We start from the raw sequence: 23,766 nt of genomic DNA on the forward strand, positions 1-23,766 counted from the left end.
TGCCCGGGCGCGTATGAGGGTGTCCAAGGACTCTTGCTATCCTGCGATCTCGCTTTGACTGAGGCAGTACCTACTTCGAGAGCAAGGCTGGAATTGGGACAACCGAGCAAGCGGGCGTGCGGCGCCAGCAATCCATAGGGACAAAAAAAAAGCCCTGCCTTTCAAGACAGAGCTTTGTTTTGTGTGGGACTTTGTGTTGAACGGATTTGGAAGTCGTTCCTAAGTCATGGGTGGCTTTGTGTGCCAAATGGCGGAGAGGGCGGGATTCGAACCCGCGGTGGGGATTAGCCCACACACGCTTTCCAGGCGTGCGACTTAAACCGCTCATCCACCTCTCCGAAGCCCACTATTCTAGCAGTGCTTTTGGGCGTTTTCTGCGCCCGACTGATGTATCGGTTGTTTTTAGTGGGCGGGTCGGGTCGCGAGTGGTGCTGATTCTGTGGCGGAGTCGATCTCTTGCGCGTCGTCGCTCCTCTCGATGCGGTTGCGTCCGGTGTGCTTGCCCCGGTACAGCGCTGCATCGGCTTGTTGCATGGCGCGGTCTAGTTCCTGTGGGCCAGCGAAACCGGCCGAGATGCCGATGGTCACGGTGCAGCGGATGGGGCCGCCTGGGGCGGCGGCGGTCACCACTTCGCTGTTCTCGATGGCCATTCGCGCGCGGCTCGCAAGGCGCAGGGCGCCCTCGGCGTCGGTGTCCGGGCAAATAACAACGAACTCTTCGCCACCCAGGCGGCACGCGAGGTCGCCCTGGCGGGCGGTGTCCCTCAGCACGTCGGCCACATGGCACAGAACGGTGTCGCCGATTTGGTGACCGTATGTGTCATTGATGCGTTTGAAATGATCGATGTCCACGATCAGCAGGTGCGCAGTGCCTGCAGTGCGTGAGCGGAAATATGCATCCAACCCGTCGAGCATGCCGCGACGGTTCAACAGCCGCGTCAGCGGGTCGTGGGCCGCCATGGCGCGCAGTTCGTCGGTGAGCCTGCGCAGCACCAGCCAGATGATGGACGGTGCCAGCACGGTCGCCAGAAAGGACATATAGAGATAGAACACGGTCTGGAAACGGCTGTTCATGTCCAGTGCCTCCAGTCCGTCCTTGAGAACCATCACGAACTTCATGGCGTTGAGGGCAAAGATGCCGCCGATCAGGACTGCGAACAGCACCATTTCCGCCCGCAGATCCCTGGCAAAAGTGTGCGCGCCCTGGATCACGGTGGCGGTCATGGCGAGAAAGAGCAGGGCAGAGGCGCCCGCCAGCATGGCGTAGCGGACCTCTGTTCCCAGCGTCCATTGCACCACTAACTGCGCAGCGGCGTAGGCAAGGGCCAGTGTGAGGAGAGGGCGCCACAGCGGGGCCGCTCGACCGAAGAACCGCATGGCACCTACCGCGTAGACTGCCGGTGCACACAGGGTGAGCGTATGGTTGGCCACGCTCATCGCGTTCCACCCCGGGGGCCGCCCACCAGCTGCAACACGTAGGCTGAGCCCAGCAAGAAGTTGCCGATGGCGAAAACTTCCATGCCCATCTTCTTACCATGCAGGCGCGTGCTGATCAGCAGGAACATGGCGCTAAAGCACAGCAAATGCACGCACAGCATGCTGACGATGAGGGTGGCACCCATGGGTACTTGCACGTGAAGGTGTCTCGGTAGGAAAGCGAAATGGCACTTCATCCTAGCCGACACCATGCCGGCCTTACACCGTGGCACGCCTTCGCTGTTTGCTCAGCAAAGGGGTTGTGGAACAACCGGCAGCGTGGACGAACACCCATGCCTGGAATCAAAAAACCGGCACCGGGCGCTGGCGGCTTGTGCCTTGCAGCGTGCTCGGTTCGCCGGTTCACTGGGATCAGGGCCGATGGCGTCGGCCTGCCGTTTGATCTCAGTTGCGTGGAGTGCCGGTGGTTTGCACCATTTTCATCGCCGAGCCGATCAGTGCCGACACCTCGGTCATGTTGCTCGGCACGATGAGCGTGGTGGTCGAGTCCGCTGCCACCTGGCTGTACGCCTCCACGGCCTTTTCCGCGACCTTGAGCTGTACGGCCTGTTCGCCGCCGGGCTGGCGGATGGCGGCGGCCACGCGCTCGATGGCCTGGGCATTGGCTTCAGCCACGGCCTTGATGGATTCGGCCTCGCCCTGGGCCTTGTTGATGACGGCCTGCTTTTCACCTTCGGAGCGGGCAATGAAGGCTTCGCGTTCGCCGGTGGCGATGTTGATCTGTTCCTGGCGGCGGCCTTCGGAGGCGGCAATCAGCGCGCGTTTTTCGCGTTCTGCCGTGATCTGAGCCTGCATGGCATGCAGGATTTCCTTGGGTGGTGTCAGGTCCTTGATTTCATAGCGCAGCACCTTCACGCCCCAGTTCAGGGCTGCTTCGTCAATGGCTTGAACGACCTGGGCGTTGATGATGTCCCGCTCTTCAAAGGTCTTGTCCAGTTCCAGCTTGCCGATGACCGAGCGCAGCGAGGTCTGTGCCAACTGCGTCACGGCCACGATGTAGTTGCTGGAGCCGTAGCTTGCGCGCATCGGGTCGGTCACCTGGAAATACAGGATGCCGTCCACTTGCAATTGTGTGTTGTCGCGGGTGATGCAGACCTGGCTGGGCACGTCGAGCGGGATTTCTTTCAGGCTGTGTTTGTAGGCAACCTTGTCCACAAAGGGCACCAGAAAGTTCAGCCCCGGCGTGAGTGTGCCTGCGTACTTGCCCAGGCGTTCTTTGACCCAGGCGTTCTGCTGGGGCACGACCTTGACGGAGCGTGCGACGAAGATCACGGCAATGATGAGAATGACGACGGCAATTTCCATGAGAAACCTCTCTTTTCGTTGTTGATCTGTGAAGGTGAAGCGGCCGCGGCCTTTTTAGAGCGGATCTACCAGCAGGCGATTGCCCACCAGTTCCGCAACCCGGTGCATGCCTGTGGAGGGGGTGACACCGGGGCGGTGGATGGCTGTCCAAGTGGCACCCCGATATTTCACTGTAGTGGTGCCGTCCGCGTTCCAGCCCTCAATGAGGATGGTTTCGCCCACGTCCATGTTGACGCTGCGGTCGGCGCGGGCGGAGGGATCTCCGGGACGCTTTTTCTTGAGGTAGTACCAGCCCACCACCGCTCCTCCTCCCACGACGGCCGCCGCCACAACCTGAACAGTAGTGGGCAGGCCCAGATGGGCGGCCAGGGCTGCAGCCACCAGGCCGATGGCTACCATCAGCAAATAGAACGTACCGGTGAGCAGCTCTACAACGACCACAGCCCCTGCTGCCAGCCACCAGATGGTGGATTCCTCCATAGCCAACTCCTTGTTGTGGTTGTGTTTAGTGCACCACATTCTGGGTCAAAAGGGTTGCAGTTCAAAGGCGCGTCAACGTTATTCCTTACACTTCGCGCCTATTTCGTTTTTTGGCCGGGCAGGGCACGGTTGCACGGAGGCTGCGCATGAAGTTTCGCTTTCCCATCATCATCATCGATGAAGACTATCGTTCCGAGAACACTTCGGGGCTCGGTATTCGCGCGCTGGCGCAGGCCATCGAGGCCGAAGGGTTCGAGGTGGTCGGGGTCACCAGCTATGGTGATCTGTCGCAGTTCGCGCAGCAGCAAAGCCGCGCCAGTGCGTTCATTTTGTCCATCGACGATGAGGAATTCTCGGAGGGCGAAGGCCTCGATCCGATCGTTCTGAGCCTGCGCAACTTCATCGGCGAGGTGCGCCGCAAGAACACTGAGGTGCCGATCTACGTGCACGGCGAGACCAAGACCAGCCGCCATCTGCCCAACGATATCCTGCGCGAACTGCACGGCTTCATCCACATGTTCGAGGACACCCCCGAATTCGTGGCGCGCCACATCATCCGCGAGGCCAAGAGCTATCTGGAGGGTGTACAGCCGCCGTTCTTCAAGGCGCTGCTCGACTACGCCGAAGACGGCTCGTACAGCTGGCACTGCCCCGGCCACTCGGGCGGCGTCGCCTTCCTCAAGAGCCCCGTGGGCCAGATGTACCACCAGTTCTACGGCGAGAACATGCTGCGCGCCGATGTGTGCAACGCGGTGGAAGAATTGGGCCAACTGCTGGACCACAACGGCGCCATTGGCGAGAGCGAGCGCAATGCCGCGCGCATCTTCAATGCCGACCACTGCTTCTTCGTGACCAACGGCACGTCCACGTCCAACAAGATGGTGTGGCACCACACCGTGGCCCCCGGTGATGTGGTGGTGGTGGACCGCAACTGCCACAAGTCCATCCTGCACAGCATCATCATGACCGGGGCCATCCCGGTGTTCATGAAGCCCACGCGCAACCACTTCGGCATCATCGGCCCCATCCCGCAAAGCGAGTTCGAGCCAGCAGCCATCCAGGCCAAGATCAAGGCCAACCCGCTGCTCAAGGGTGTGGACGCCAAGAAGGTCAAGCCGCGCGTGCTGACCCTCACGCAGTCCACCTACGACGGCGTGCTGTACAACACCGAGACCATCAAGGGCATGCTCGATGGCTACGTGGAGAACCTGCACTTCGACGAGGCCTGGTTGCCGCACGCGGCCTTCCATCCGTTCTACGGCACCTACCATGCCATGGGCAAGAAGCGCACGCGTCCCAAGCATTCGGTGACGTATGCCACGCAGTCCATCCACAAGCTTCTGGCCGGCATCAGCCAGGCCAGCCATGTGCTGGTGCAGGACTCGCAGACCACCAAGCTCGATCGCCACCTCTTCAACGAGGCCTACCTGATGCACACCAGCACCAGCCCGCAGTACAGCATCATCGCCAGCTGCGACGTGGCGGCCGCGATGATGGAGCCGCCCGGGGGGACCGCGCTGGTGGAAGAGAGCATCCTGGAGGCACTCGACTTCCGTCGCGCCATGCGCCAGATTGAAGACGACTTCGGCAAGAAGGACTGGTGGTTCAAGGTCTGGGGCCCCGAGAAGCTGGTGGACGAAGGTATCGGCCGCGCGGAGGACTGGATCATCCGCAGCGATAGCAAGAGCAAGAAAGCCGGCGCCAAGTGGCACGGCTTCGGCCAACTGGCCGATGGCTTCAACATGCTGGACCCGATCAAGTCGACCATCGTCACGCCGGGCCTGAACCTGGACGGCAAGTTCGACAAGACCGGCATCCCCGCGTCCATCGTCACCAAGTACCTCGCCGAGCACGGCGTGGTGGTGGAGAAGACGGGCCTGTACAGTTTCTTCGTGATGTTCACCATCGGCATCACCAAGGGCCGCTGGAACACGCTGCTCACCGCGCTGCAGCAGTTCAAGGACGACTACGAGAAGAATCAGCCCATGTGGCGCATCCTTCCGGAGTTCTGTCAGCAGCACAAGCGCTATGAGCGCATGGGCCTGCAGGACCTTTGCCAGCACGTGCACGAGATGTACGCCAAGTACGACATTGCGCGCCTGACCACCGAGATGTACCTGTCGGACCTCACGCCCGCCATGAAGCCTTCGGATGCGTACGCGCACATCGCGCACCGCCAGACCGAGCGCGTGGAGATCGACCAGCTCGAAGGCCGCATCACCGTGGGCCTGGTCACGCCGTACCCACCGGGCATTCCGCTCCTGATTCCGGGCGAAGTGTTCAACAAGAAGATCGTGGACTACCTCAAGTTCGCCCGCGAATTCGCCAAACTGTGCCCGGGCTTTGAGACCGATATCCACGGCCTGGTGGAGGTGGAGGATGAAAACGGCCAGGTGCGCTACTACGCGGACTGCGTGGCCGACACAACCGCCAAGACCGGCAAGAACACCAAGCCGCTGGCCACCGCCAAGAACCTGGTACAGGTGGGCGACGACGGACCTTACGGCCGCAACGTGTGAGTGCGGTTTGACGCCGTGGTGATCGGCTAGTGGGGTCGTTCACCCGGCCCAAGATCGTGAACGCGTTCTAAAAATCGCTCCCCGGCACCGCCGGGGAGCGATTTTTTAGTTTGGAGGGTTTGAATCCGCTGAACAAGTACCCCCGTATTGCCTGTCAGCCGCGTGATTTTCAGGCGGTGTCAGTCCCTACATCACTTTCAGGAGATTCTCATGACCCACCGATTCAACACCCGTATGGCCACCATTGCATTGGCCGCTGCCATGGCTGCGGCCGCTGTACCTGCCATGGCGCAGGTCATGGTGGGTGGCGCGCCCATGCTCGCCAGCAAAGACATCATCGACAATGCAGTGAACTCCAAGGACCACACCACGCTGGTGGCTGCCGTGAAGGCCGCAGGCCTGGTCGAAACGCTGAAGGGCACCGGTCCCTTCACCGTGTTTGCACCCACCAATGCCGCCTTTGCCGCTTTGCCCGCTGGTACCGTGGACACCCTGCTCAAGCCCGAGAACAAGCCGACGCTGACCAAGGTGCTTACCTACCACGTGGTTGCAGGTAAGTACGATGCCGCAGCGCTTTCCAAGATGATCGCCGACGGCAAGGGCATGGCCAGCTTCAAGACAGTGGCAGGCGGCACACTCACCGCCAAGGCCAGTGGCTCCAGCATCATGGTCAGCGATGAAAAGGGTGGCATGGCCAGCGTGACCATTGCCGATGTGTACCAGTCCAACGGCGTGATTCACGTTGTGGACAAGGTACTGCTGCCCAACTGACCACATTGACGAAAGCGCTGAAAAGGCCTGTCCGTTGTGGAAGGGCGGGTTGCCTGGCTTGGCGCTCGATCAGCGTGCAGCAGGCATGTCTTCCCGCACACGCACAAAACTCGCGAAACGCGGCAGGCCGCCGTCGTGTGTTCCGCGAAACCGGTAGGTAACCCAGCTGCCCACCGGCGGAGGGTCAGCCCGTTGCGCATCGCTGAAGCCCGCGCCCAACCGAAAGCGCTGACCCGAGGGCATTTCCACCAGCAGGGCTCCCATGCGCCCTGCGTGGCGACCCTTGCCCGGCAGGTGGGCAACGACGCGGGCTTCCGTGTCATCGTGGGTCTTGACCTTCACCAGATCATCGCTGCGGCCAGACTGGTAGTGCGAGCTGCCCCGGTGCAGCATCAGGCCTTCGCCGCCCGCCCGCACCGTACGTTGCAACAGGGCCTGGAGGGCCGCATCGTTTTCGATGCGCTTTTGGGGCACCGCCTGGACCCAAGGCTGGTTGATCTGCATCACCAAGGCGTTGAGCGACCGCAGTCGCTCGTCAAACGTGTCGCCGTGCCGGGGCAGGTCAAACACCATGAAGCGCATCTGCCGCCAGGCCACGTCGTTGGGCTGCTGCTGGCGCGTGGTGGACTGCGCGTGCGCAAAGCGCCCGCGCCCAGCCCACAGTTCGCCATCCATGGGGGTGCTGGGCCAGCTGGCGGTGAACCACGCGGGGGCCACTACCGTTTCACCACCCCGGGTGCGCAGCGTGTGGCCGTCCCAGTAGCCACGCACGCCGTCGTACTTTTCGCTGACCCAATAGTCCGCCAACGCCATACCCGGCCGGTACACATTGGCCAGCAGCAGAGCCGGAGCATCTGCTGCATGGCCAGGACGTGTGGAAAGTGCGGGGAGGGCTGCGAACGCCAGCCAGGCCAGGTAGCTTCTGCGTTGCATTTGCTATTTAATTGATAGCTTATTGCGCTTTTGTATCAAGCGCTGGAGCCTGTTTTGACTCAAATTTCGAGGCGAAATCAGACTTGGTCTGCGCTCAGGCCTGCCGTCTGGCTGAAGCCGCCGTCCACGTAGGTGATCTCGGCGGTCATGCCCGATGCCAGGTCCGACAGCAGGAAGGCCGCCACATTGCCCACGTCCTCGATCGTCACGTTGCGGCGCAGGGGCGAGGCATCGGCCACGCGGCTGAGCAGCTTGCCAAAGTCCTTGATGCCGCTTGCAGCCAGCGTCTTGATGGGGCCCGCGCTGATGCCGTTGGCGCGGATGCTGCGGCCGTCTTCGGTGCGGCCGACGGCTTCGGCCAGATAGCGCACCGATGCTTCCAGACTGGCCTTGGCCAGGCCCATGGTGTTGTAGTTGGGAATGGTGCGCAGCGCGCCCAGGTACGACAGCGTGAGCAGCGACGACTTGTCGTTCAGGTAGGGCAGGGCGGCCTTGGCCATGGCCGGGAAGCTGTAGGCGCTGATGTCGTGCGCAATGCGGAAACCTTCGCGAGACAGGCCTTCGAGGAAATTGCCGGCAATCGCCTCACGGGGCGCAAATCCAATGCTGTGCACAAAACCATCAAATTTTGGCCACACCTGGGCCAGGTCGGCAAACATGCGATCGATCTGCTCGTCGCTGCCCACATCGCAATCAAAGATCAGCTTGGAGTCGAACTCGGCGGCAAAGTCGGTGATGCGGTCCTTGAAGCGCTCGCCCACGTAGCTGAAAGCCAGCTCGGCACCCTGCGCATGGCAGGCCTTGGCGATGCCGTAGGCGATGGAGCGGTTGGACAACACACCCGTGATGAGCAGCTTCTTGCCGGTCAGAAAACCCATGTTCAATCTCCTTTTGGAATGGCGAAATGTCGGCGGGCGGCCTGGTGCATGTGGATATGCGCGATCTGCAGCGAGGCCCGGCGAACGTAGTGCAGAATTGTCGCATGCGGTTTTGGCTGACTTTTTTGCTGATGGGGTGTGCGGTTCCGGCGTGGGCTGCGCATGGGTATGCCCTGTGGGGCGAGCCGCGTTATCCCTCCGGGTTTGCGCACTTTGCCTATGTGAACCCTGATGCGCCCAAAGGTGGCGAGCTGCGTCTGGTCAGCAACCTGCGGGTGTCCACCTTTGACAAATACAACCCGTTCACCATCAAAGGTAACGCACCAGCGTACTTGTCGTCGCTGATGTTCGATTCACTGCTTGCCGGTTCGATGGACGAAACAGCCACCGGCTATGGCCTGCTGGCCGAAGATGTAGAAGTTGCCCCCGACGGCTTGTCCGCCACCTTCCGCCTGCGGCCCGAGGCGCGTTTTCACAACGGCAAGCCGGTGCTGGCGCAGGATGTGAAGCACAGCTACGACACGCTGGTGGGCCCCTTCACATCCCCTGCCTACAAGACGCTGCTGATCGAGGTGGCGGGCGTGGACGTGATCAACGACCGCACCGTGCGTTACCGCTTCAAGCTGCCCAATCGCGAGCTGCCCCTCACCGTAGGTGGCCTGCCGGTGTTCAGCCGCGACTGGGGCGTCGAGAACGGCAAGGCCAAGCCGTTTGACCAGGTGGTGATGGATATTCCCATCGGCAGTGGCCCCTACAAAATCGGCCCGGTGCGGTTTGGCAAGGACATCACCTATGTGCGTGACCCGCAATATTGGGCGCGTGATCTGAACGTGCGCAAGGGCACGGCCAATTTCGACAACATCCTTGTCAAGATCTACAAGGACAACACCGCGCGGCTGGAGGCCCTCAAGGCGGGCGAGTTCGACCTCATGCGGTTTTTCAGCGCGGGTGACTGGGCCCGGCGCGTGACGGGCAAGAAGTTCGACACGGGTGAACTCGTCAAAGGCGAGTTTGTGCACAAGCTCCCTTCGGGTTTTCAGAGCTATGTGCTCAATACCCGTCGCCCGCTGTTGCAGGACGCCCGGGTGCGCGAGGCCCTGGGCCTGGCCATGGACTACGAATGGATGAACCGCCAGATGTTCTATGGCGCCTACCAGCGGGTGAACGGCCTGTTTGGCAACACGGCATGCGAAACCAAAGGGAGCCCATCGCCCGAAGAACTCGCGTTGATGGAGCCCTATCGCAAGGATATTCCGGCGTCGGCTTTTGGCCCCATGACGGTGGCCCCGCGCACGGATGGCGATTCGTCTCTGCGCGCCAACCTGCGGCGCGCCCAGGCTTTGCTCAAGGACGCTGGCTGGGAGGTGCGCGATGGCACGCTGCGCAACGCCAAGGGCGACGCCATGGTGCTCGAATACATGGACAGCAACGAAGGCGGCGTGCGCACCATCACCCCCTGGATGCGCAATCTGGAGAAGATCGGCATCACGCTGCGCTTTCGCACGGTGGACTTTGCGCTGTACCAGCAGCGGCTGCAGAAGTTCGACTTCGACATTACCTCCATCGCCTACCAGGGCACCAACAACCCGGGCCAGGAGTTTGCCGACATGTTCGGCAGCCAGGCGGCCGATGTGGAGGACTCCGGCAACTTCGTCGGTGTCAAGAACCCTGCGGTGGACGCCATGATCAAGGCCATGACCTCGGCCAAGACCGAGGCGCAATTGCTGCCCGCCTGCCACGCCCTGGAGCGCATCATCGCGCACAGCCACTACCTGATTCCGCAGTGGACGGCTGGCACCCACCGCATGGCCTACAACGCCTGGCGGCTGGCACGGCCTGCCACGGTGCCGCCTTACGCCAGCGGCGAAGGGTGGGTCATCGACACGTGGTGGGCGCGCATTCCGCCCCAAACCGCGCCAGACAAGAAATAACAACAAGACCGCCCACCCATGTTTGCCTACATCCTCAAACGTGTCTTGCTCATGCTGCCCACGCTGCTGGGCGTGCTCTTGCTGACTTTTGTGGTGATCCAGTTCGTGCCGGGCGGTCCGGTGGAACAGTACATGGCCGAGGCCAAGGCCGGTGTGGGCGGTGGTGGTGCCGAAGGTGGCGGCCTGAGTTACCGGGGTGCGCAGGGTGTGGACCCCAAACGGCTGGAGCAGATCAAGGCGCTGTACGGCTTCGACAAACCCGCTTACGAGCGCTTCCTGCAGATGCTGGGCCAGTTCGCACGGTTCGACCTGGGCAAGAGCTTTTTCCAGAACAAGGATGTGTGGCAACTGGTGAAGGAAAAACTGCCGGTTTCCATCAGCCTGGGCCTGTGGACTTTTTTCATCAGCTACCTGGTGGCCGTGCCGCTGGGCGTGGCGAAGGCGGTGCGTGCCGGTTCGCGGTTTGACCTGGTGACCACGCTGCTCATCCTGGTGGGCTACGCCATCCCGGGCTTTGTGCTGGGCGTGGCGCTGCTGGTCATTTTTGGTGGGCAATTGCAATGGTTTCCATTGCGCGGTCTCACGTCGGCCAACTGGGATGAGATGTCGTGGGGCGCGCGCATCGTGGACTATCTGTGGCACATCACGCTGCCTGTGACGGCCATGGTGCTGGGCAGTTTTGCCGTGACGGCAATGTTGACCAAGAACGCCTTTCTGGAAGAGATCCGCAAACAATATGTACTCACGGCCCGCGCCAAGGGGCTCAGCGAGCGGCAGGTGCTGTGGAAGCATGTGTTCCGCAATGCACTCATTCCCATCGTCACCGGGTTTCCGGCGGCCTTCATCGGCGCATTCTTTGCGGGCTCTCTGCTGATCGAGACCCTGTTCTCGCTCGACGGCCTGGGCCTGCTCAGTTATGAGAGTGTGATCCGCCGCGACTACCCGGTGGTGCTGGGCACGCTGTATCTTTTCACGCTGATCGGGCTGGTTACCAAGCTGGTCAGTGACCTTTGTTATGTGTGGGTCGACCCGCGCGTGAAGTTTGACTAGCCCGAACGAACCCATGGCCCTGATGAGTTCTGCTTCCGCATCGCCTTCGCTTTCTCCCTCGCGCCGTGCCTGGCTGCGCTTCAAGCGCAACCGCCTGGGTTACTGGAGCCTGCTGATCTTCTGCGCCCTGGTGCTGGTCAGCCTGTGTGCCGAGCTGGTCAGCAACGACAAGCCCCTCGTCGTGCGCTACGAAGGGCAGACCTACTTCCCCATGCTGAAGGACTACCCCGAAAAGACGTTTGGCGGGGACTTCGAGACCCCTACGGACTACCTCGATCCCTTCATCAAGGATCGCCTGAGTGCGGGCAGCAATTGGGCGCTGTACACCTTGAACCCCTACGGCCCCAACACGCTCAACTACTTTGCCAAGGCGCCCAACCCGTCTGCGCCCACGGCCGACAACTGGCTGGGAACGGACGACAGGGGGCGTGACCTGCTGGCGCAGTTGCTCTACGGCTTTCGCGTGAGCGTGCTGTTTGGCCTGGCGCTCACGGTCACCGGCGTGCTGCTGGGAATGCTCACCGGCGCCATCCAGGGTTTTTTTGGGGGCAAGACGGACTTGGCCTTCCAGCGCTTCATCGAGATCTGGGGCTCCATGCCCGAGCTGTACCTGCTCATCATCTTCAGCGCCGTGTTTGCACCCAGCATCGCGCTGCTGCTCATCCTACTCTCGCTGTTTGGCTGGATGGGGCTGTCGGACTACGTGCGTGCCGAGTTTCTGCGCAACCGCCAGCTCGACTACGTGAAGGCCGCGCGGGCCCTGGGCGTAGGCAATGCTCAGATCATCTGGCGCCACATCCTGCCCAACAGCCTGACGCCCGTGGTCACCTTTTTGCCGTTTCGCATGAGTGGCGCCATCCTGGCACTGACCTCGCTCGACTTCCTGGGCCTGGGTGTGCCACCGGGCACGCCGTCGCTGGGTGAGCTGCTGAACCAGGGCAAGAACAGCATTGATGCGTGGTGGATTTCGCTGTCCACCTTTGCGGTGCTGGTCACCACCTTGTTGCTGCTGACCTTCATGGGCGACGCGCTGCGCGATGCCCTGGACCCCCGAAAGGCCGACCAGTGACCACCCCTTCGGCCATGACCCCTTTGTTGCAGGTTCAGGACCTCCACGTTCGCTTTGGCGCCAAAGAGGTGGTGCGGGGCGTCAACTTCAGCATTGCAGCGGGCGAAAAACTGGCGCTGGTGGGTGAGTCCGGCTCGGGCAAAACCATCACGGCGCTGAGCCTGCTGCGGCTGGCGGGCGATGCAGCCATCTCCGGCCAGGCGCTGCTGCAGGGGCGTGGAGAACTGCTGGCGCTGACCGAACGCGAGATGCGCGGCGTGCGTGGTGGCGACATCGCCATGGTGTTCCAGGAGCCCATGACCGCGCTCAACCCGCTGATGACCATTGGCCTGCAGATTGCAGAAATCCTGCAGCTCAAAAAAGGCCTGACCGGGGCCCAGTGCGCGCAGGCCGCCGTCGAGCTGCTGGCCCAGACCGGCATCCCCGAGCCTGCGCGCCGTGCCAACAGCTTCCCGCACCAACTCTCAGGCGGCCAGCGCCAGCGCGCGATGATCGCCATGGCCCTGGCCAGCGCGCCGAAGCTGCTGCTGGCCGACGAACCCACCACCGCACTCGATGTGACGTTGCGTGGCCAGATCCTCGACCTGCTCAGCGACCTGCAGCGTCAGAACGGCATGGCGGTGCTGCTGATCACGCATGACCTGAACCTGGTACGCCGCTTTGCCGACCGCGTGGCCGTGATGGAGCAGGGCGTGCTGGTGGAGCAGGGCCCCGTGGCCGAGGTGTTTGGCGCCCCCCGGCATGCCTACACCCGGCGCCTCATCGCTAGCCAGCCCCGCCGCGATGTGGTCGAGGTCGACCCGCCCGCAGGCACCGCCCCGGTCGTGAAGACGCAGGACCTGCGCGTGGTGTACCCCACGCCGCTGCCCGGTGTGCGAGGGTGGTTCAAGAAGGGCGAGTTTGTGGCTGTGCAGGGCGCCGCGCTGCAGTTGCTGCCAGGCCAGACGCTGGGTGTGGTGGGGGAGTCCGGCTCGGGAAAATCCACGCTGGCCCAAGCCATCCTGGGCCTATTGCCTTACGCAGGCGAATTGCAGGTGGGTGGGCAGGCATGGCAGCAGCCCGCCATGCGCAATACACCGGCCAACCAGCAGCTGCGCCGCCGGGTGCAGGTGGTGTTTCAAGACCCGTTCTCATCGCTGTCTCCGCGCCTCACGGTGGAGGAGATCGTGGGCGAGGGCCTCAAGGTGCACGAACCCACACTGACCGTGGCCCAGCGCCGCGCCCGCGTCGAGGCGGCCCTGGAGGAGGTGGGGCTTGCCGAAGCACAGTACCCGCGCCTGCTCGAGCGCTACCCGCATGAATTTTCTGGCGGCCAGCGCCAGCGCCTGGCCATCGCCCGGGCGCTCATCGTGCAACCCCAGGTGCTGGTGCTGGACGAGCCCACCAGCGCCCTGGACGTGACCATCCAGCAGCAGGTGCTGGGCTTGCTGCAGCGCCTGCAAAAAGAGAAGGGCCTGAGCTACCTGCTCATCACCCACGACGTGGATGTCATCCGTGCCATGGCGCACGACGTGGTGGTGATGAAGGACGGTGCCCTGCTCGAAAGCGGCAGCGTGACAGACGTGCTGGATGCGCCGCAGCATCCGTACACCCAGCGGCTGGTGGCGGCGGCCACGGTGCCGGTTTTGGACTGATGAATTTTGATGAAAATAGCCGATAGCGCTTGCTGGTAAAGCGCAGTGCGCTATTGAAAATATAGCATTCTCGAAATGGCCGGGTCGTACCTTCTCAGGTCATCACGGCCCGCCGGGCATGTTGTTCGCTGGCAGGGGGTGTCCACAGAATCCTGCGCACGTCCATACCCAGCGTCTGCGCCCGCTCCATGAGGTGCTCGCGCACGTGTCCGGGCAGGGTGGGGGTGCGTGACAACACCCACAGGTAGTCCTTGCTCGAGCCCACCACCATGGCCCACTGGTAGTTTTCATCGAGCGCCACCACGTTGTAGCCGCCGTAAAAAGGCCCGAAGAATGACACCTTGAGTGCAGCGCGCGTGGGATCGTCCACAAAGCGGGCCGTGCCCTCGGCTTCCTTCCACACCTTGCGTACCGGGTCATAGCCACGGTTGACCACCTTGATCGTGCCTTCGGCATTGCGGCTGTAGGTGGCGCTGGTCTGGGTCAGGCCGCGCTCAAAGGAGTTTTCGATGCGTGCCACTTCGTGCCAGTGCCCTGCGTAGCGGTCCACGTCAAACCCCGTCACGGGCTGGATGCCCTCGGGCGTGCGCGGTGTGGAGCAGGCAGTCAGTGCCAGCGCGGCCATCAAGGCGGCTGCGCCGACCACCAGGGGCCATGGTGAGGGGCGGCGTGGCTGGGCATGAATACGCATGGGGTGCTCCGGCGGTGTTGTGGGCGTGTGGCTGGAAAGGGCGGCGCCGGTTGGGGTGGCGCAAAGGCTCGTTTATCGATGGATCTGACTTTAGGCAGGGTGCCGCACAGGGCCTGTAGGAGCGCGCTGTCAGCGCTTGTCAGAGCCCGGCAGCAAGGGGCGGCGCCCCCATTTGCGGATGTGCAGGTGTGTGGATGGGCGAGCGCGTAGAGTGCAGCAACGGTTTTGCCGATTGCGCGAACGCCCGGCCCGCTTTGGAGAGAACCCATGACTGCCCCTGCCCATCACCCCGCACACCCCGCAGCACCTTCTGCAGAGGGCCCTCCACCAACCGACCACCTGCGCTTTCATCGGCGCCATGCGCATCTGGCGCCCACGTTCGGGACGGACCGGTTCGCACTGCGGGCGGAGGCCTTTGCGCGCTTCTTTGGCACGCCCCTGTTTCTGGGGGCGCAGACGCTGATCGTGGCCACCTGGATATTCATCAACGTACTGGGCATCGCCAAGTTCGACCTCTATCCGTTCATCCTGCTCAACCTGGCGTTCAGCCTGCAGGCGGCCTATGCCGCCCCGCTTATCCTGCTGGCCCAGACGCGGCAGGCTGCGCGGGACAAAAGCCATGCGGAAGCTGATGCGCAGCACCGCGAAGCGCTGGCCATTGCCAATGAGCAGCGCCAGTCCATCGCCGCCCAGAGCGCGGCACAGGTGCTAGAGCTGCTTCAGCAGAACACCCTGCTCACCGAACAGACCCGCGAACTCACGGCACGCATCGAGGCGTTGACGGTAGAGATTCACCAGCGTTTTGTTGCCCCACCGGTAAAGCCGTGAAAAGATGCGCGAGCCCACACGGGCCTGCGCTGACCGCCATCGCTCGCCCGCACCGCCGCTGTTTGAAGAATCGGAGCCACCATGACCTCACCCCGGCCCGCGCCCTTTGCATCCCACAGTCCGTCAGCCTCGCTGCTGCCCCAAGTCGCCGAGCCCCGTTTTGATATCTCTGCCCTGTACCGGCAGGCGCACGGGCTGGCTGCACCCGGTCAATGCGTCACCGCCTTGCACATGGGCGCCGAGCACACCCTGTTGGCAACGGGAATCGACCCAACAACGCCGTCCGTGGTGCTGACGCTCGCCCTGGGAAGCGAGAAGACCGCGCGTGATTTTTTCCGCAGCACGCTACCCACCCCGCTGGAACTGGAGACGGCCATCGCCTGGGTGGAAGACGAGGTCTATGCGGCACACACGCGCCACCGCCAATGGGTACCCGAAGGGGTGGTGGTGATTCCATGTTCCACAGACCCCGCCCTGCACGAGATCGCCACCCTGGCGGGTGTTGCCGAAGCACCCACCCGGGTTTTGCCCCTGGAGGCCATGGAGCGTTTGTTCAACCGCCTTGCCGCCGTGGCCCAAGGCCGGCCTCCTGCACACGAGGGGTTGCCCGCGAGCCCCACCTTGGCCGCCACGCTGCTGGTCCTGCGCGAGTTGATGCACCACATGCCTTTTGCCGCCATCACGCTGACACCCGTTGCGAGCGGGGCGGGACTCTCTACGGGTTGAAGTGCCTGCAGCGCTTTTTTGTAAAGCGCTGTTTGCTATGGAAAAAATAGCGCTCTTCTGAGAGTTTCACCCACCGACCCGATTCCCACGGGTCGCCGTGCTCACGCAAAAGTGTCGACGGTGTCACCCAGGCCAGGTGTGCGACGGCCTGCAGGTGCGGGTGCCGCTTTCGTGCTCGGGTCCCTGGTCGCCTGGGCCTGCTGTTGTCTGGCGGCCTGCTCCTGCTGGCTTTGCCGTGCAATGGCAGCAATCTGTTGCTGCACCATCTGGATCTGCGCCTGCAGCAGCTTGATCTTTTCCTGCTTGGCCTTGGCGTCGATGTCCTGTCCGGCTACGCCCCGCAGTTCGTCGGTCAACTCACGCAGCTGTTTCTGAAGCTTCGCGATGTTGCTGCTGGCCGCCCCGCGGGAGGCAGCATTGGTGGAGTTGGCGCCGGAGATTTGCATCCCCTTGTTATCGGCACGGAATGGGCCATCTCAAGCACTGTTTGTTGTGCGCTGCGTTGCCGTGGGGCGCTGTGCAAACCACTCCCGCAAGAAATCCGCCAGGGCCCGCGTTTTGGCTGACAGATCACTTTTGGTTGGATAGACCAGGGTCACGTCCGCAGCGGGCAGCATCCACCCGGCCAGCACGCGCTGTAGTCGGCCTGCGGCCAGATGTGGCGCCACATCCCATTCCGACCGCATGAGCACGCCATGGCCCTCCAGTGCCCAGACCGTGGCGGCTGCGCCATCGTTGGTGCTGAGCATGCCGCGCACCTTCAGGGTTTCTTGCCGCTCGCCCTGGCGCAAGTGCCAGGTGCCATAGGTTTCGTCACTCTCGCGGATCACGATGCACTGGTGGGCCAGCAGGTCAGCGGGCTGTGTGGGCTCGCCCGCCAAGGCCAGGTAAGCGGGTGACGCGCACAACACGCGCTGGTTGGCCAGCAGCCGGCGCGCGGTCAGTCGCGAGTCGGGCAAATCACCAAAGCGCACAACGGCGTCAAAACCTTGCTCCACCAGGTTGACGGGCCGGTCGGTCAGGTGCAGTTGCACCTCGACCTCAGGGAAGGCGCGTGCAAACGCCGACAAGGCAGGTGCAATGTGTGCGCGGCCAAAGCCCAGCGTGGCGGCCAGCTTGATGAGCCCGCGCGGAGAGCTGCGCGCGCCCGCCACTGTGCGCTCCAGCGCCTCCAGATCGCCGAGGATGCGCGCACCGTCGAGCAGGTAGGTCTCGCCCTCGGGCGTAAGGCTGATGCGGCGCGTCGTGCGGTGCAATAGCCGCACGCCCAGCCGGTGCTCCAGCTGCGCCAGGCGCCGGCTCACAGCCGGGGGGGTGATCCCCATCTGCTGCGCTGCGGCGGCCAGGCTGCCTTCCTTCATGAGCAAAGCAAAAAAGCGCAGGTCCGAAAAGCCGTCCATAGGGTTTATTCGTGCTTTTGGTTTATGAATGAAGTGATTTTGAATGACTTTATGCCGTTTTCAATCACTCATAAGATGCCCGTCAGACAGAACACCACCAATCTGCCGGAGACAAACCCCAATGGCCACCACCCCACTTTTCCCCGGCTTCACTCCCCACCGCGTAGCCACGCCCGACGGGCAGCACATCCACGCCCTGGTGGGCGGCAGTGGGCCGCCGCTGCTGCTGCTGCACGGCCATCCACAAACCAGTGCGATCTGGCACAAGGTGGCGCCCGCGCTGGCACAGCATTTCACGCTGGTACTGGCCGACCTGCGGGGGTACGGGGACTCGGCCAAGCCCTTGGGGAGCCCGGCCCCAGGCAACGGTGATGCAGAGCATGCGCTCTACAGCAAGCGCACCATGGCCGCCGACATGCTGGCCGTGATGCAGCACCTGGGCCACACCCGGTTTGCCGTGCTGGCGCACGACCGGGGCGCCCGCGTGGCCCACCGGCTGGCGGCCGACCACCCCGATGCCGTGGTGCGCCTGGTGCTGCTTGACATTGCCCCTACCCTGGCGATGTATGAGCAGACCAGCGACGCCTTTGCCCGCGCCTACTGGCACTGGTTCTTTCTGATCCAGCCCGCGCCGCTGCCCGAACGGCTGATCGAGGCCGACCCTGCTGCTTACATCCGCGACGTGATGGGCCGACGCAGCGCGGGCCTGGCGCCGTTTGATGCCCGGGCACTGGCCGAATACGCGCGCTGCCTGGCCCTTCCGGGCACAGCCCATGGCATTTGCGAGGACTACCGCGCCGCCGCCGGCATTGATCTGGTGCACGACCGGGCCGACCGCGCTGCAGGGCGCCACCTGGCCATGCCGGTGCTGGCGCTGTGGGGCGAGCAGGGCGTGGTGCACCAATGCTTCAAGCCCCTGGCCGAATGGCAGCGCGTGGCGCGTGATGTGCGCGGCCACGCCTTGCCCTGCGGCCACTACATCGCCGAAGAGGCGCCCGATGCCCTGCTGACCGCCGCCTTGCCCTTCTTGCTGGAAGCCACACCATGACCCATCCCCAGACCCTGTACCAGAAGCTGGTCGCATCGCACACCGTCACGGTGCTGGACGCGCAGAACGTGCTGCTGTTTTGCGACCTGCACCTGATGAACGAATACACCAGTCCCCAGGCCTTTGCAGGCCTGCATGAGGCCGGGCGCGGCGTGCCCATGCCGGGGCAGAACGTGGCGGTGGTGAGCCACATCATCCCCACGCACCCGGTGCGTCACCGCGTCATCCAGGACCCACCTTCGGCCCTGCAGGCGCGCAACCTGAAGGCCAACTGCGAGCGGCACCAGATCCCGCTGTTCGACACCAACGACCCGCTGCAGGGCATCGAACACGTGGTGGCGCCTGAGCATGGCATGGTCCGCCCCGGCATGGTCATCATCTGCGGCGACAGCCACACCACCACCTACGGTGCGCTGGGTGCCCTGGGGTTTGGCATCGGCACGTCCGAGGTCGAGCACGTGCTGGCCACCCAGACCCTGGTGTACCGGCTCGCGCAGAACATGCGCATCCGCGTGGATGGCGTGTTGCCCACCGGCACCACGGCCAAGGACCTGATCCTCATGGTCATCCGCCACATTGGTGCCCAGGGCGCGCGCGGCTATGTGGTGGAGTTTTGCGGCAGCGCCATCAGCGCGCTGTCGGTGGAGGCGCGCTTCACGCTGTGCAACATGGCGGTGGAGGCGGGCGCACGCGGCGCCTTGATCGCGCCCGACGCCGCGGCCATTGACTATGTGCTGGCCCGGGCCCCCGACATCACCGGGGCGTGGCGCGAACGGGCCCTGGCGCACTGGGCCACCCTGCACAGCGATGGGGATGCGGCGTTTGATGTGGAGCACCATTTCGACGCCAGCAATGTCGCCCCCTATGTGACCTGGGGCACCAGCCCCGACCAGGCCATGGCCATCGATGCCACCGTGCCGCTGCCCGCCCACATCGCCGATGCGGCCCAGCGCAGCAGCGCGGAGCAGGCCTTGCGCTACACCGCGCTTTGTGCCGGGCAGGCGCTCCAGGGCGTGCCCGTGCAGCATGTGTTCATCGGCTCGTGCACCAACGCCCGCATCGAAGACCTGCGTGAGGTGGACCGCATCGTCGGCCACCGCCATGTGGCCAGCGGCGTGCGCGCCATGGTCGTGCCAGGCTCGGGTGCCGTAAAAGCCCAGGCCGAGGCCGAAGGCATTGCCGCGCGCCTGGTGGCTGCGGGCTTCGAGTGGCGCCAGCCCGGCTGTTCCATGTGCCTGGCCATGAACGACGACGTGCTGGCCCCCGGCCAGCGCTGCGCTTCCACCACCAACCGCAACTTCGAAGGGCGGCAGGGCCGGGGCGCCATCACCCACTTGATGAGCCCGGCCATGGCCGCCGCAGCCGCCATCACGGGCTGCATCACCGATGTGCGCAACCTGGAAATTGCTGTATGACCACCGACAACGCTCTTGTTCGCGGCCGCGCCGCCGTGCTGGCCACGCCCAACCTCGACACCGACCAGATCATGCCCAAGCAGTTTCTGCGTGGCATCGACAAATCGGGCCTGGCACCCGGCCTGCTGTACGACCTGCGCTTTGACGGGGCAGGCCAGCCGCGCGCCGACTTCGTGCTCAACCAGCCCGCGTTTGCAGGCGTGGATGTGCTCATTGCGGGCGCCAACTACGGCTGCGGCTCCAGCCGTGAACACGCCGTGTGGGGCATGCAGCAATACGGCTTCAAGGCCGTGGTGGCGTCGAGCTTTGGCGAGATTTTTTACTCCAATGCGCTCAACAACCGCCTGCTGCTGGCCATGGTGGCTGAGGACGATGTGCAGGCCTTTGTGGCCGAAGCGGCCGCGCAGCCAGGGCCGCTGGCGCTCACGATTGACGTGCAACAGCGCATGGTGCGCAGCCCTGGGCGCAGCGCGGGTTTTGTGCTGTCTGACCGGCACCAGCGCATGTTTCTGGAGGGGCTGGACGTGATCGGCGTGTCGCTGAGCCACGCCGACCAGATCCGTGCGTTTGCAGACCAGCACTGGGCGGCGCAGCCGTGGGTGAAGGATGTGGCGCGCCGCACGCGCGAGCGGCTATTGGCCGCCACAGGCGGCTGAGCCTGGTGCGGCGACCACGGGGGTAGTCGCCGTCGACCCAAAGGCTTGCTTACTTGGCTGCGCCCTTGGCCGCCTGCGCCTTCTGGGTCTTGTTGTAGACCTCCATCACGGTCGCGAAGTCGCGTTCGAAGTTGATGGGCAGGAAGGTGTCGTTGCCCGGCAGCAGCTGACGCAGCTTGGGCGAGAAGCTGTAGCTGTACGAGCACTTCTTCACGCGCGCCTGCAGCTCGGGCGAGACATCCTTGCCCATCGTCCAGGTCTCCGTCATGAAGGGCGGGCTCTCCCACAGCGTGCGGATGCTGGAGCCCTTCACATCGCCCTTAACCACCATGCGCTGGTACAGGTCGCTGGCCACGGCAGCGGCGGGGTAAAAGCCGTGCATCACGCCCGTCACCGAGCGCTCATGGCCATTGGAGAACACCACCTCGTAATTCTGGTCCGGCACCAGCCCGATGGCCGGGAACAGCGCGCGCGGTGCCAGGTTGCCGGAGTTGGAGGTGGGCGTGGTGTGTGCAATCTTCTTGCCCACCAGGTCTTGTGGCTTGGTGAAAGGGCTGTCCACGCGCGAGATGAGGATCAGCTTGTACGAGTTGCGCTGCCCGCTGGCCTTGTTGCCCGGCACGCCAAACGGCGTGGGCTGGCCCGCGGCCACCAGTTGTGGCACCAGGCCAGGGTTCACCTGGGCCAGCTGGGCCTTGCCGGCCACCAGGCTGTCGATGAGTTCCTTTTCTGCCAGCACGTCGATGTTGGTGCTGCGCTCCAGCGATTCGCCCTGCAGGTTCTGCAGATCAATGTTTCCGCAGCGTGCCAGGTGGTTGAAGTAGTCGCCCCACAACAACATGGTTTCGCTTTTGGCGTAGGTCTTGGGCATGGCCACCACGAGTTTTTCGCGCGGGCCGCTGGCGATGGGCGCCGGGGCGGCGGCTGCACGGGCCGCTGCCGCACGGGCCTGTGGGGTGTTCGTGGGGGTGTCGGTTTGTGCGGCCACGGGGCCCAGCATCAACGTAGCGCCTGACAAAAGCGCGCAAAAACGTGCATCACATCGCATGGTGATTTCCCTCTGAAATTTTTGTTGGGTTTCGCAAGGCCGGCTGCAGCTGTGTGGCACAGGTGCGCGCCCGTGGGCCATGGTCTGCCCAGTATGCATGAAGGCGAGGGGCTTGCAGTAACCCGTGCGACTTGTGGACAGCTGCCGGGCGTCGCCGTCCACCGCCGCAAGGGGCCGCGCCTGGGCGTTGTTGCGCGGTGCCATGCCAGTGGGAAGGACGGGACCAGTTTCTCGTCAGGTGCGCGGATGAGGAAGGCGCGGTGGACACGGCGTCAAGTGCACTGTGGCGTGGATGGACAACGTGGTGAAGGACAGCGGCCTGGAGCTCTGTAACAATTCGTTCCATTCCACAAACCCTCCAGTCCGTCCTTCACAACGCAGAGCCATGTCGCAAAACGCCCATACCCTTCACCTCTTTTTTGAAGACCCGATCAAGCTCAAATTCGGCCAGCTGGTCTATCAATACCTGGTAACCGGCAACACCGAGCAGGCGCAACGCTGGGCCGACAAGCTCGGCGGGGCGGACCTGGCGGCGTTGTGGGATGAAGAGTGGTTCAACCAGGAGGTGTCGGCCACGCCGTCCCACCTGCTGCTGCGTTTTGACACGGGTACCAGTGGCGATCTGCCCTTGCGGGCGCTCGAAACACTGTTTTCCCATGGGTTGAAGGCGGCCGTCCTCCAGGTGTTTTACGACCAGGTGGGTGAGACCGAACGCATGCACTTTGACGACGGCCAATGGGTGTCGCGCCAGGCATTCTTTGACAAGCACCCTGAGCGCCGCAGCATCGTGGAGCCTGCAGACCCGGACCACCCAGCCGGTTCTGCCGATGAAGGGCCTGAAGACGAGTACGACTGTTCCAAAGACCCTGGCAAGCCCGTGTCCGTGGCAAAGCTGCGCAAACAGGAAGCCGAGCGCAAACAGAAGGGCCAGGAAGCGGCTGAGGCTTTCATCGAAATGGCCAAGGCCATGGGCAAAAGCGGCGTATCGCCTGTGAAGGGCCTGATTGCCGTGCTGTTGCTGCGCGCAGGGCTCAAGGGCCTGCTGCAGGCCTTCGTGTTCACGGTGGTCACCGTGCTGCTGTTCAAGGGCTTCTGGCTCTGGCTGGGCCTGGGCCTGGTGTTGGCCATCGTGCTGCCGCTGTACTACATCGTCTCCACGCACAAGGACCTCAAGGGCGACGACGCTGATGAGGACAGCGACCCCGATGAAGGTGGCGGCGACGAAAGCACTGAAGACAAGGACAGCGACCACAACAAGGGCAGCGCAGCCACCACGGGCAGCAGCCACTGAACCGCAGGGAGAACACAACATGCTGACGCAAATCGAATGGTGGGGTGGGGTGATTTTTGTGCTGGGCGCACTGACGTACCGCATGGTCATGGGCGCGCTGGAGAAGAAGGAAGGGGGCATCCCCTGGTACCGCCTGATGATGCACATCTTCTTTGTGGCGCCCGCCATCGTGCTGGCCGGGTACTTCTATCCGCTGGAGCGCATCGAACTGCAATATGCCTACCTGGCGGCGCTGGGCGTTTCGCTGGTGGTGGTGGCGGTGATGCTGGTGCAGGAGATGACGGGCGATGCCTCCGAAGAGGAAGCTGAGGCGAAAAGACAGGGCGCACAAGACAAGGCCGCCAAGATCGCAAAGCCCGAAGGAGGGGGGCAAGAAGAGGGCGCGCAGGCAGAGGCGGAGGAGGAGGAACCCGGCTGGCTGATGACCATCGTCGGCGCGATCGTGTTGTACAGCCCGGTGCTGGTGGCATGTGGGCTGGGCTGCACCAAGGCCTGGCCGATGGTGCAACGGTGGATGTGACCCCACGGAGCTGAGCCTGCACGCACCGGCACGGGCTCGGCGCTTCTCCGCCTGGTCTGCAGCCCCTGGGCGGGCG

At 63.6% G+C, this 23,766-nt stretch carries 21 protein-coding genes, 1 tRNA gene and 1 pseudogene; 13 read left to right on the forward strand and 10 right to left on the reverse strand.

Annotation, left to right across the window (positions count from 1 at the left end; all coding sequences use genetic code 11):
• Positions 1 to 248 precede the first annotated feature (248 nt).
• The 4 genes and pseudogenes from ARADN35_RS0108330 to ARADN35_RS0108345 form a co-directional block, all read right to left on the reverse strand.
• Positions 249 to 338 (reverse strand) — tRNA-Ser (locus tag ARADN35_RS0108330).
• Positions 339 to 402: 64 nt separating this feature from the next.
• A pseudogene (locus ARADN35_RS26065) lies at positions 403 to 1,622 on the reverse strand (GGDEF domain-containing protein).
• A 259-nt stretch (positions 1,623 to 1,881) separates the two neighbouring features.
• Complete coding sequence (locus ARADN35_RS0108340; protein WP_010461012.1) at positions 1,882 to 2,802, reverse strand: SPFH domain-containing protein; 921 nt, start codon at positions 2,800 to 2,802, stop codon at positions 1,882 to 1,884.
• A gap of 54 nt (positions 2,803 to 2,856) precedes the next feature.
• Positions 2,857 to 3,282 carry an NfeD family protein gene (locus ARADN35_RS0108345; protein ID WP_010461014.1) on the reverse strand — a complete coding sequence of 142 codons (426 nt, stop codon included), beginning with the start codon at positions 3,280 to 3,282 and terminating at the stop codon, positions 2,857 to 2,859.
• A 146-nt stretch (positions 3,283 to 3,428) separates the two neighbouring features.
• Here ARADN35_RS0108345 and ARADN35_RS0108350 point away from each other — a divergent pair, with 146 nt between their 5' ends.
• Both ARADN35_RS0108350 and ARADN35_RS0108355 read left to right on the forward strand, forming a co-directional pair.
• Positions 3,429 to 5,801, forward strand: a complete 2,373-nt coding sequence (locus ARADN35_RS0108350; RefSeq protein ID WP_010461017.1) for an arginine/lysine/ornithine decarboxylase — start codon at positions 3,429 to 3,431, stop codon at positions 5,799 to 5,801.
• Between the two features lie 210 nt (positions 5,802 to 6,011).
• Positions 6,012 to 6,572: a fasciclin domain-containing protein gene (locus ARADN35_RS0108355; protein ID WP_010461019.1), complete on the forward strand. Its 561-nt coding sequence runs from the start codon at positions 6,012 to 6,014 to the stop codon at positions 6,570 to 6,572.
• Positions 6,573 to 6,641: 69 nt separating this feature from the next.
• Here ARADN35_RS0108355 and ARADN35_RS0108360 read toward each other — a convergent pair whose 3' ends face one another.
• Together ARADN35_RS0108360 and fabI are read right to left on the reverse strand one after the other, a co-directional pair.
• Positions 6,642 to 7,505: a DNA ligase gene (locus ARADN35_RS0108360; protein WP_010461021.1), complete on the reverse strand. Its 864-nt coding sequence runs from the start codon at positions 7,503 to 7,505 to the stop codon at positions 6,642 to 6,644.
• 77 nt (positions 7,506 to 7,582) lie between these two features.
• Positions 7,583 to 8,383: an enoyl-ACP reductase FabI gene (gene fabI / locus ARADN35_RS0108365; protein ID WP_010461023.1), complete on the reverse strand. Its 801-nt coding sequence runs from the start codon at positions 8,381 to 8,383 to the stop codon at positions 7,583 to 7,585.
• Positions 8,384 to 8,487: 104 nt separating this feature from the next.
• Here fabI and ARADN35_RS0108370 point away from each other — a divergent pair, with 104 nt between their 5' ends.
• The 4 genes from ARADN35_RS0108370 to ARADN35_RS0108385 are packed head-to-tail and all read left to right on the forward strand — an operon-like array spanning position 8,488 to position 14,067.
• Positions 8,488 to 10,314 carry an extracellular solute-binding protein gene (locus ARADN35_RS0108370; protein WP_029413713.1) on the forward strand — a complete coding sequence of 609 codons (1,827 nt, stop codon included), beginning with the start codon at positions 8,488 to 8,490 and terminating at the stop codon, positions 10,312 to 10,314.
• 18 nt (positions 10,315 to 10,332) lie between these two features.
• Positions 10,333 to 11,364: a microcin C ABC transporter permease YejB gene (locus ARADN35_RS0108375; protein ID WP_010461028.1), complete on the forward strand. Its 1,032-nt coding sequence runs from the start codon at positions 10,333 to 10,335 to the stop codon at positions 11,362 to 11,364.
• A gap of 22 nt (positions 11,365 to 11,386) precedes the next feature.
• Positions 11,387 to 12,433: an ABC transporter permease gene (locus ARADN35_RS0108380; protein ID WP_035196876.1), complete on the forward strand. Its 1,047-nt coding sequence runs from the start codon at positions 11,387 to 11,389 to the stop codon at positions 12,431 to 12,433.
• A 14-nt stretch (positions 12,434 to 12,447) separates the two neighbouring features.
• Positions 12,448 to 14,067, forward strand: a complete 1,620-nt coding sequence (locus ARADN35_RS0108385; RefSeq protein ID WP_035196820.1) for an ABC transporter ATP-binding protein — start codon at positions 12,448 to 12,450, stop codon at positions 14,065 to 14,067.
• 94 nt (positions 14,068 to 14,161) lie between these two features.
• Here the strand turns inward: ARADN35_RS0108385 and ARADN35_RS26070 are convergent, their stop codons facing one another.
• Entirely contained in the window at positions 14,162 to 14,758 is a 597-nt protein-coding gene (locus ARADN35_RS26070; RefSeq protein ID WP_010461034.1) for a lipocalin family protein, read from the reverse strand.
• A 267-nt stretch (positions 14,759 to 15,025) separates the two neighbouring features.
• Between ARADN35_RS26070 and ARADN35_RS0108395 the strand changes: the two genes are divergently transcribed.
• Complete coding sequence (locus tag ARADN35_RS0108395; protein WP_010461036.1) at positions 15,026 to 15,586, forward strand: DUF1003 domain-containing protein; 561 nt, start codon at positions 15,026 to 15,028, stop codon at positions 15,584 to 15,586.
• 81 nt (positions 15,587 to 15,667) lie between these two features.
• Positions 15,668 to 16,312 (forward strand): hypothetical protein, encoded by a 645-nt coding sequence (locus tag ARADN35_RS0108400; RefSeq protein WP_010461038.1) that lies wholly within the window; start codon positions 15,668 to 15,670, stop codon positions 16,310 to 16,312.
• 101 nt (positions 16,313 to 16,413) lie between these two features.
• Here the strand turns inward: ARADN35_RS0108400 and ARADN35_RS0108405 are convergent, their stop codons facing one another.
• Both ARADN35_RS0108405 and ARADN35_RS0108410 read right to left on the reverse strand, forming a co-directional pair.
• Positions 16,414 to 16,758, reverse strand: coding sequence for a FlxA-like family protein (locus ARADN35_RS0108405; RefSeq protein ID WP_010461040.1), 345 nt, complete (start codon positions 16,756 to 16,758; stop codon positions 16,414 to 16,416).
• A gap of 30 nt (positions 16,759 to 16,788) precedes the next feature.
• Positions 16,789 to 17,712 (reverse strand): LysR family transcriptional regulator, encoded by a 924-nt coding sequence (locus ARADN35_RS0108410; protein ID WP_010461042.1) that lies wholly within the window; start codon positions 17,710 to 17,712, stop codon positions 16,789 to 16,791.
• Between the two features lie 121 nt (positions 17,713 to 17,833).
• On the opposite strand from ARADN35_RS0108410, the gene ARADN35_RS0108415 reads away from it, so the two are divergent.
• Genes ARADN35_RS0108415 through leuD form a run of 3 tightly spaced genes read left to right on the forward strand, consistent with a single transcriptional unit; the run spans position 17,834 to position 20,831 of the window.
• On the forward strand, positions 17,834 to 18,760 hold the full coding sequence (locus ARADN35_RS0108415) for an alpha/beta fold hydrolase (RefSeq protein ID WP_010461043.1): 927 nt from the start codon (positions 17,834 to 17,836) through the stop codon (positions 18,758 to 18,760).
• On the forward strand, positions 18,757 to 20,175 hold the full coding sequence (leuC, locus tag ARADN35_RS0108420) for a 3-isopropylmalate dehydratase large subunit (protein WP_010461045.1): 1,419 nt from the start codon (positions 18,757 to 18,759) through the stop codon (positions 20,173 to 20,175). Before ARADN35_RS0108415 ends, leuC begins: the two co-directional genes overlap by 4 nt.
• A complete protein-coding gene (leuD, locus tag ARADN35_RS0108425) occupies positions 20,172 to 20,831 on the forward strand; it encodes a 3-isopropylmalate dehydratase small subunit (RefSeq protein ID WP_010461048.1) in 660 nt (219 codons plus the stop codon). Before leuC ends, leuD begins: the two co-directional genes overlap by 4 nt.
• Before the next feature lie 49 nt (positions 20,832 to 20,880).
• On the opposite strand, the gene ARADN35_RS0108430 is transcribed toward leuD, so the two are convergent.
• On the reverse strand, positions 20,881 to 21,879 hold the full coding sequence (locus tag ARADN35_RS0108430; protein ID WP_029413715.1) for a PhnD/SsuA/transferrin family substrate-binding protein: 999 nt from the start codon (positions 21,877 to 21,879) through the stop codon (positions 20,881 to 20,883).
• A 385-nt stretch (positions 21,880 to 22,264) separates the two neighbouring features.
• Here ARADN35_RS0108430 and ARADN35_RS0108435 point away from each other — a divergent pair, with 385 nt between their 5' ends.
• Positions 22,265 to 23,170, forward strand: coding sequence for a hypothetical protein (locus tag ARADN35_RS0108435; protein ID WP_010461052.1), 906 nt, complete (start codon positions 22,265 to 22,267; stop codon positions 23,168 to 23,170).
• Between the two features lie 19 nt (positions 23,171 to 23,189).
• Positions 23,190 to 23,690 (forward strand): hypothetical protein, encoded by a 501-nt coding sequence (locus ARADN35_RS0108440; protein WP_010461054.1) that lies wholly within the window; start codon positions 23,190 to 23,192, stop codon positions 23,688 to 23,690.
• Positions 23,691 to 23,766 lie beyond the last annotated feature (76 nt).

Origin of the sequence: Acidovorax radicis N35, assembly GCF_000204195.1 — a bacterium.
GTDB classification, from domain to species: Bacteria; Pseudomonadota; Gammaproteobacteria; order Burkholderiales; family Burkholderiaceae_C; genus Acidovorax; species Acidovorax radicis.

What these genes read in the sequence shown, in the direction of transcription:
- ARADN35_RS0108340 (WP_010461012.1), bottom strand. Translation starts at nt 2,802, where the DNA reads ATGGAAATTGCCGTCGTCATTCTCATCATTGCCGTGATCTTCGTCGCA.
- ARADN35_RS0108345 (WP_010461014.1), bottom strand. Translation starts at nt 3,282, where the DNA reads ATGGAGGAATCCACCATCTGGTGGCTGGCAGCAGGGGCTGTGGTCGTT.
- ARADN35_RS0108350 (WP_010461017.1), top strand. Translation starts at nt 3,429, where the DNA reads ATGAAGTTTCGCTTTCCCATCATCATCATCGATGAAGACTATCGTTCC.
- ARADN35_RS0108355 (WP_010461019.1), top strand. Translation starts at nt 6,012, where the DNA reads ATGACCCACCGATTCAACACCCGTATGGCCACCATTGCATTGGCCGCT.
- ARADN35_RS0108360 (WP_010461021.1), bottom strand. Translation starts at nt 7,505, where the DNA reads ATGCAACGCAGAAGCTACCTGGCCTGGCTGGCGTTCGCAGCCCTCCCC.
- fabI (WP_010461023.1), bottom strand. Translation starts at nt 8,383, where the DNA reads ATGGGTTTTCTGACCGGCAAGAAGCTGCTCATCACGGGTGTGTTGTCC.
- ARADN35_RS0108370 (WP_029413713.1), top strand. Translation starts at nt 8,488, where the DNA reads ATGCGGTTTTGGCTGACTTTTTTGCTGATGGGGTGTGCGGTTCCGGCG.
- ARADN35_RS0108375 (WP_010461028.1), top strand. Translation starts at nt 10,333, where the DNA reads ATGTTTGCCTACATCCTCAAACGTGTCTTGCTCATGCTGCCCACGCTG.
- ARADN35_RS0108380 (WP_035196876.1), top strand. Translation starts at nt 11,387, where the DNA reads ATGAGTTCTGCTTCCGCATCGCCTTCGCTTTCTCCCTCGCGCCGTGCC.
- ARADN35_RS0108385 (WP_035196820.1), top strand. Translation starts at nt 12,448, where the DNA reads ATGACCCCTTTGTTGCAGGTTCAGGACCTCCACGTTCGCTTTGGCGCC.
- ARADN35_RS26070 (WP_010461034.1), bottom strand. Translation starts at nt 14,758, where the DNA reads ATGCGTATTCATGCCCAGCCACGCCGCCCCTCACCATGGCCCCTGGTG.
- ARADN35_RS0108395 (WP_010461036.1), top strand. Translation starts at nt 15,026, where the DNA reads ATGACTGCCCCTGCCCATCACCCCGCACACCCCGCAGCACCTTCTGCA.
- ARADN35_RS0108400 (WP_010461038.1), top strand. Translation starts at nt 15,668, where the DNA reads ATGACCTCACCCCGGCCCGCGCCCTTTGCATCCCACAGTCCGTCAGCC.
- ARADN35_RS0108405 (WP_010461040.1), bottom strand. Translation starts at nt 16,758, where the DNA reads ATGCAAATCTCCGGCGCCAACTCCACCAATGCTGCCTCCCGCGGGGCG.
- ARADN35_RS0108410 (WP_010461042.1), bottom strand. Translation starts at nt 17,712, where the DNA reads ATGGACGGCTTTTCGGACCTGCGCTTTTTTGCTTTGCTCATGAAGGAA.
- ARADN35_RS0108415 (WP_010461043.1), top strand. Translation starts at nt 17,834, where the DNA reads ATGGCCACCACCCCACTTTTCCCCGGCTTCACTCCCCACCGCGTAGCC.
- leuC (WP_010461045.1), top strand. Translation starts at nt 18,757, where the DNA reads ATGACCCATCCCCAGACCCTGTACCAGAAGCTGGTCGCATCGCACACC.
- leuD (WP_010461048.1), top strand. Translation starts at nt 20,172, where the DNA reads ATGACCACCGACAACGCTCTTGTTCGCGGCCGCGCCGCCGTGCTGGCC.
- ARADN35_RS0108430 (WP_029413715.1), bottom strand. Translation starts at nt 21,879, where the DNA reads ATGCGATGTGATGCACGTTTTTGCGCGCTTTTGTCAGGCGCTACGTTG.
- ARADN35_RS0108435 (WP_010461052.1), top strand. Translation starts at nt 22,265, where the DNA reads ATGTCGCAAAACGCCCATACCCTTCACCTCTTTTTTGAAGACCCGATC.
- ARADN35_RS0108440 (WP_010461054.1), top strand. Translation starts at nt 23,190, where the DNA reads ATGCTGACGCAAATCGAATGGTGGGGTGGGGTGATTTTTGTGCTGGGC.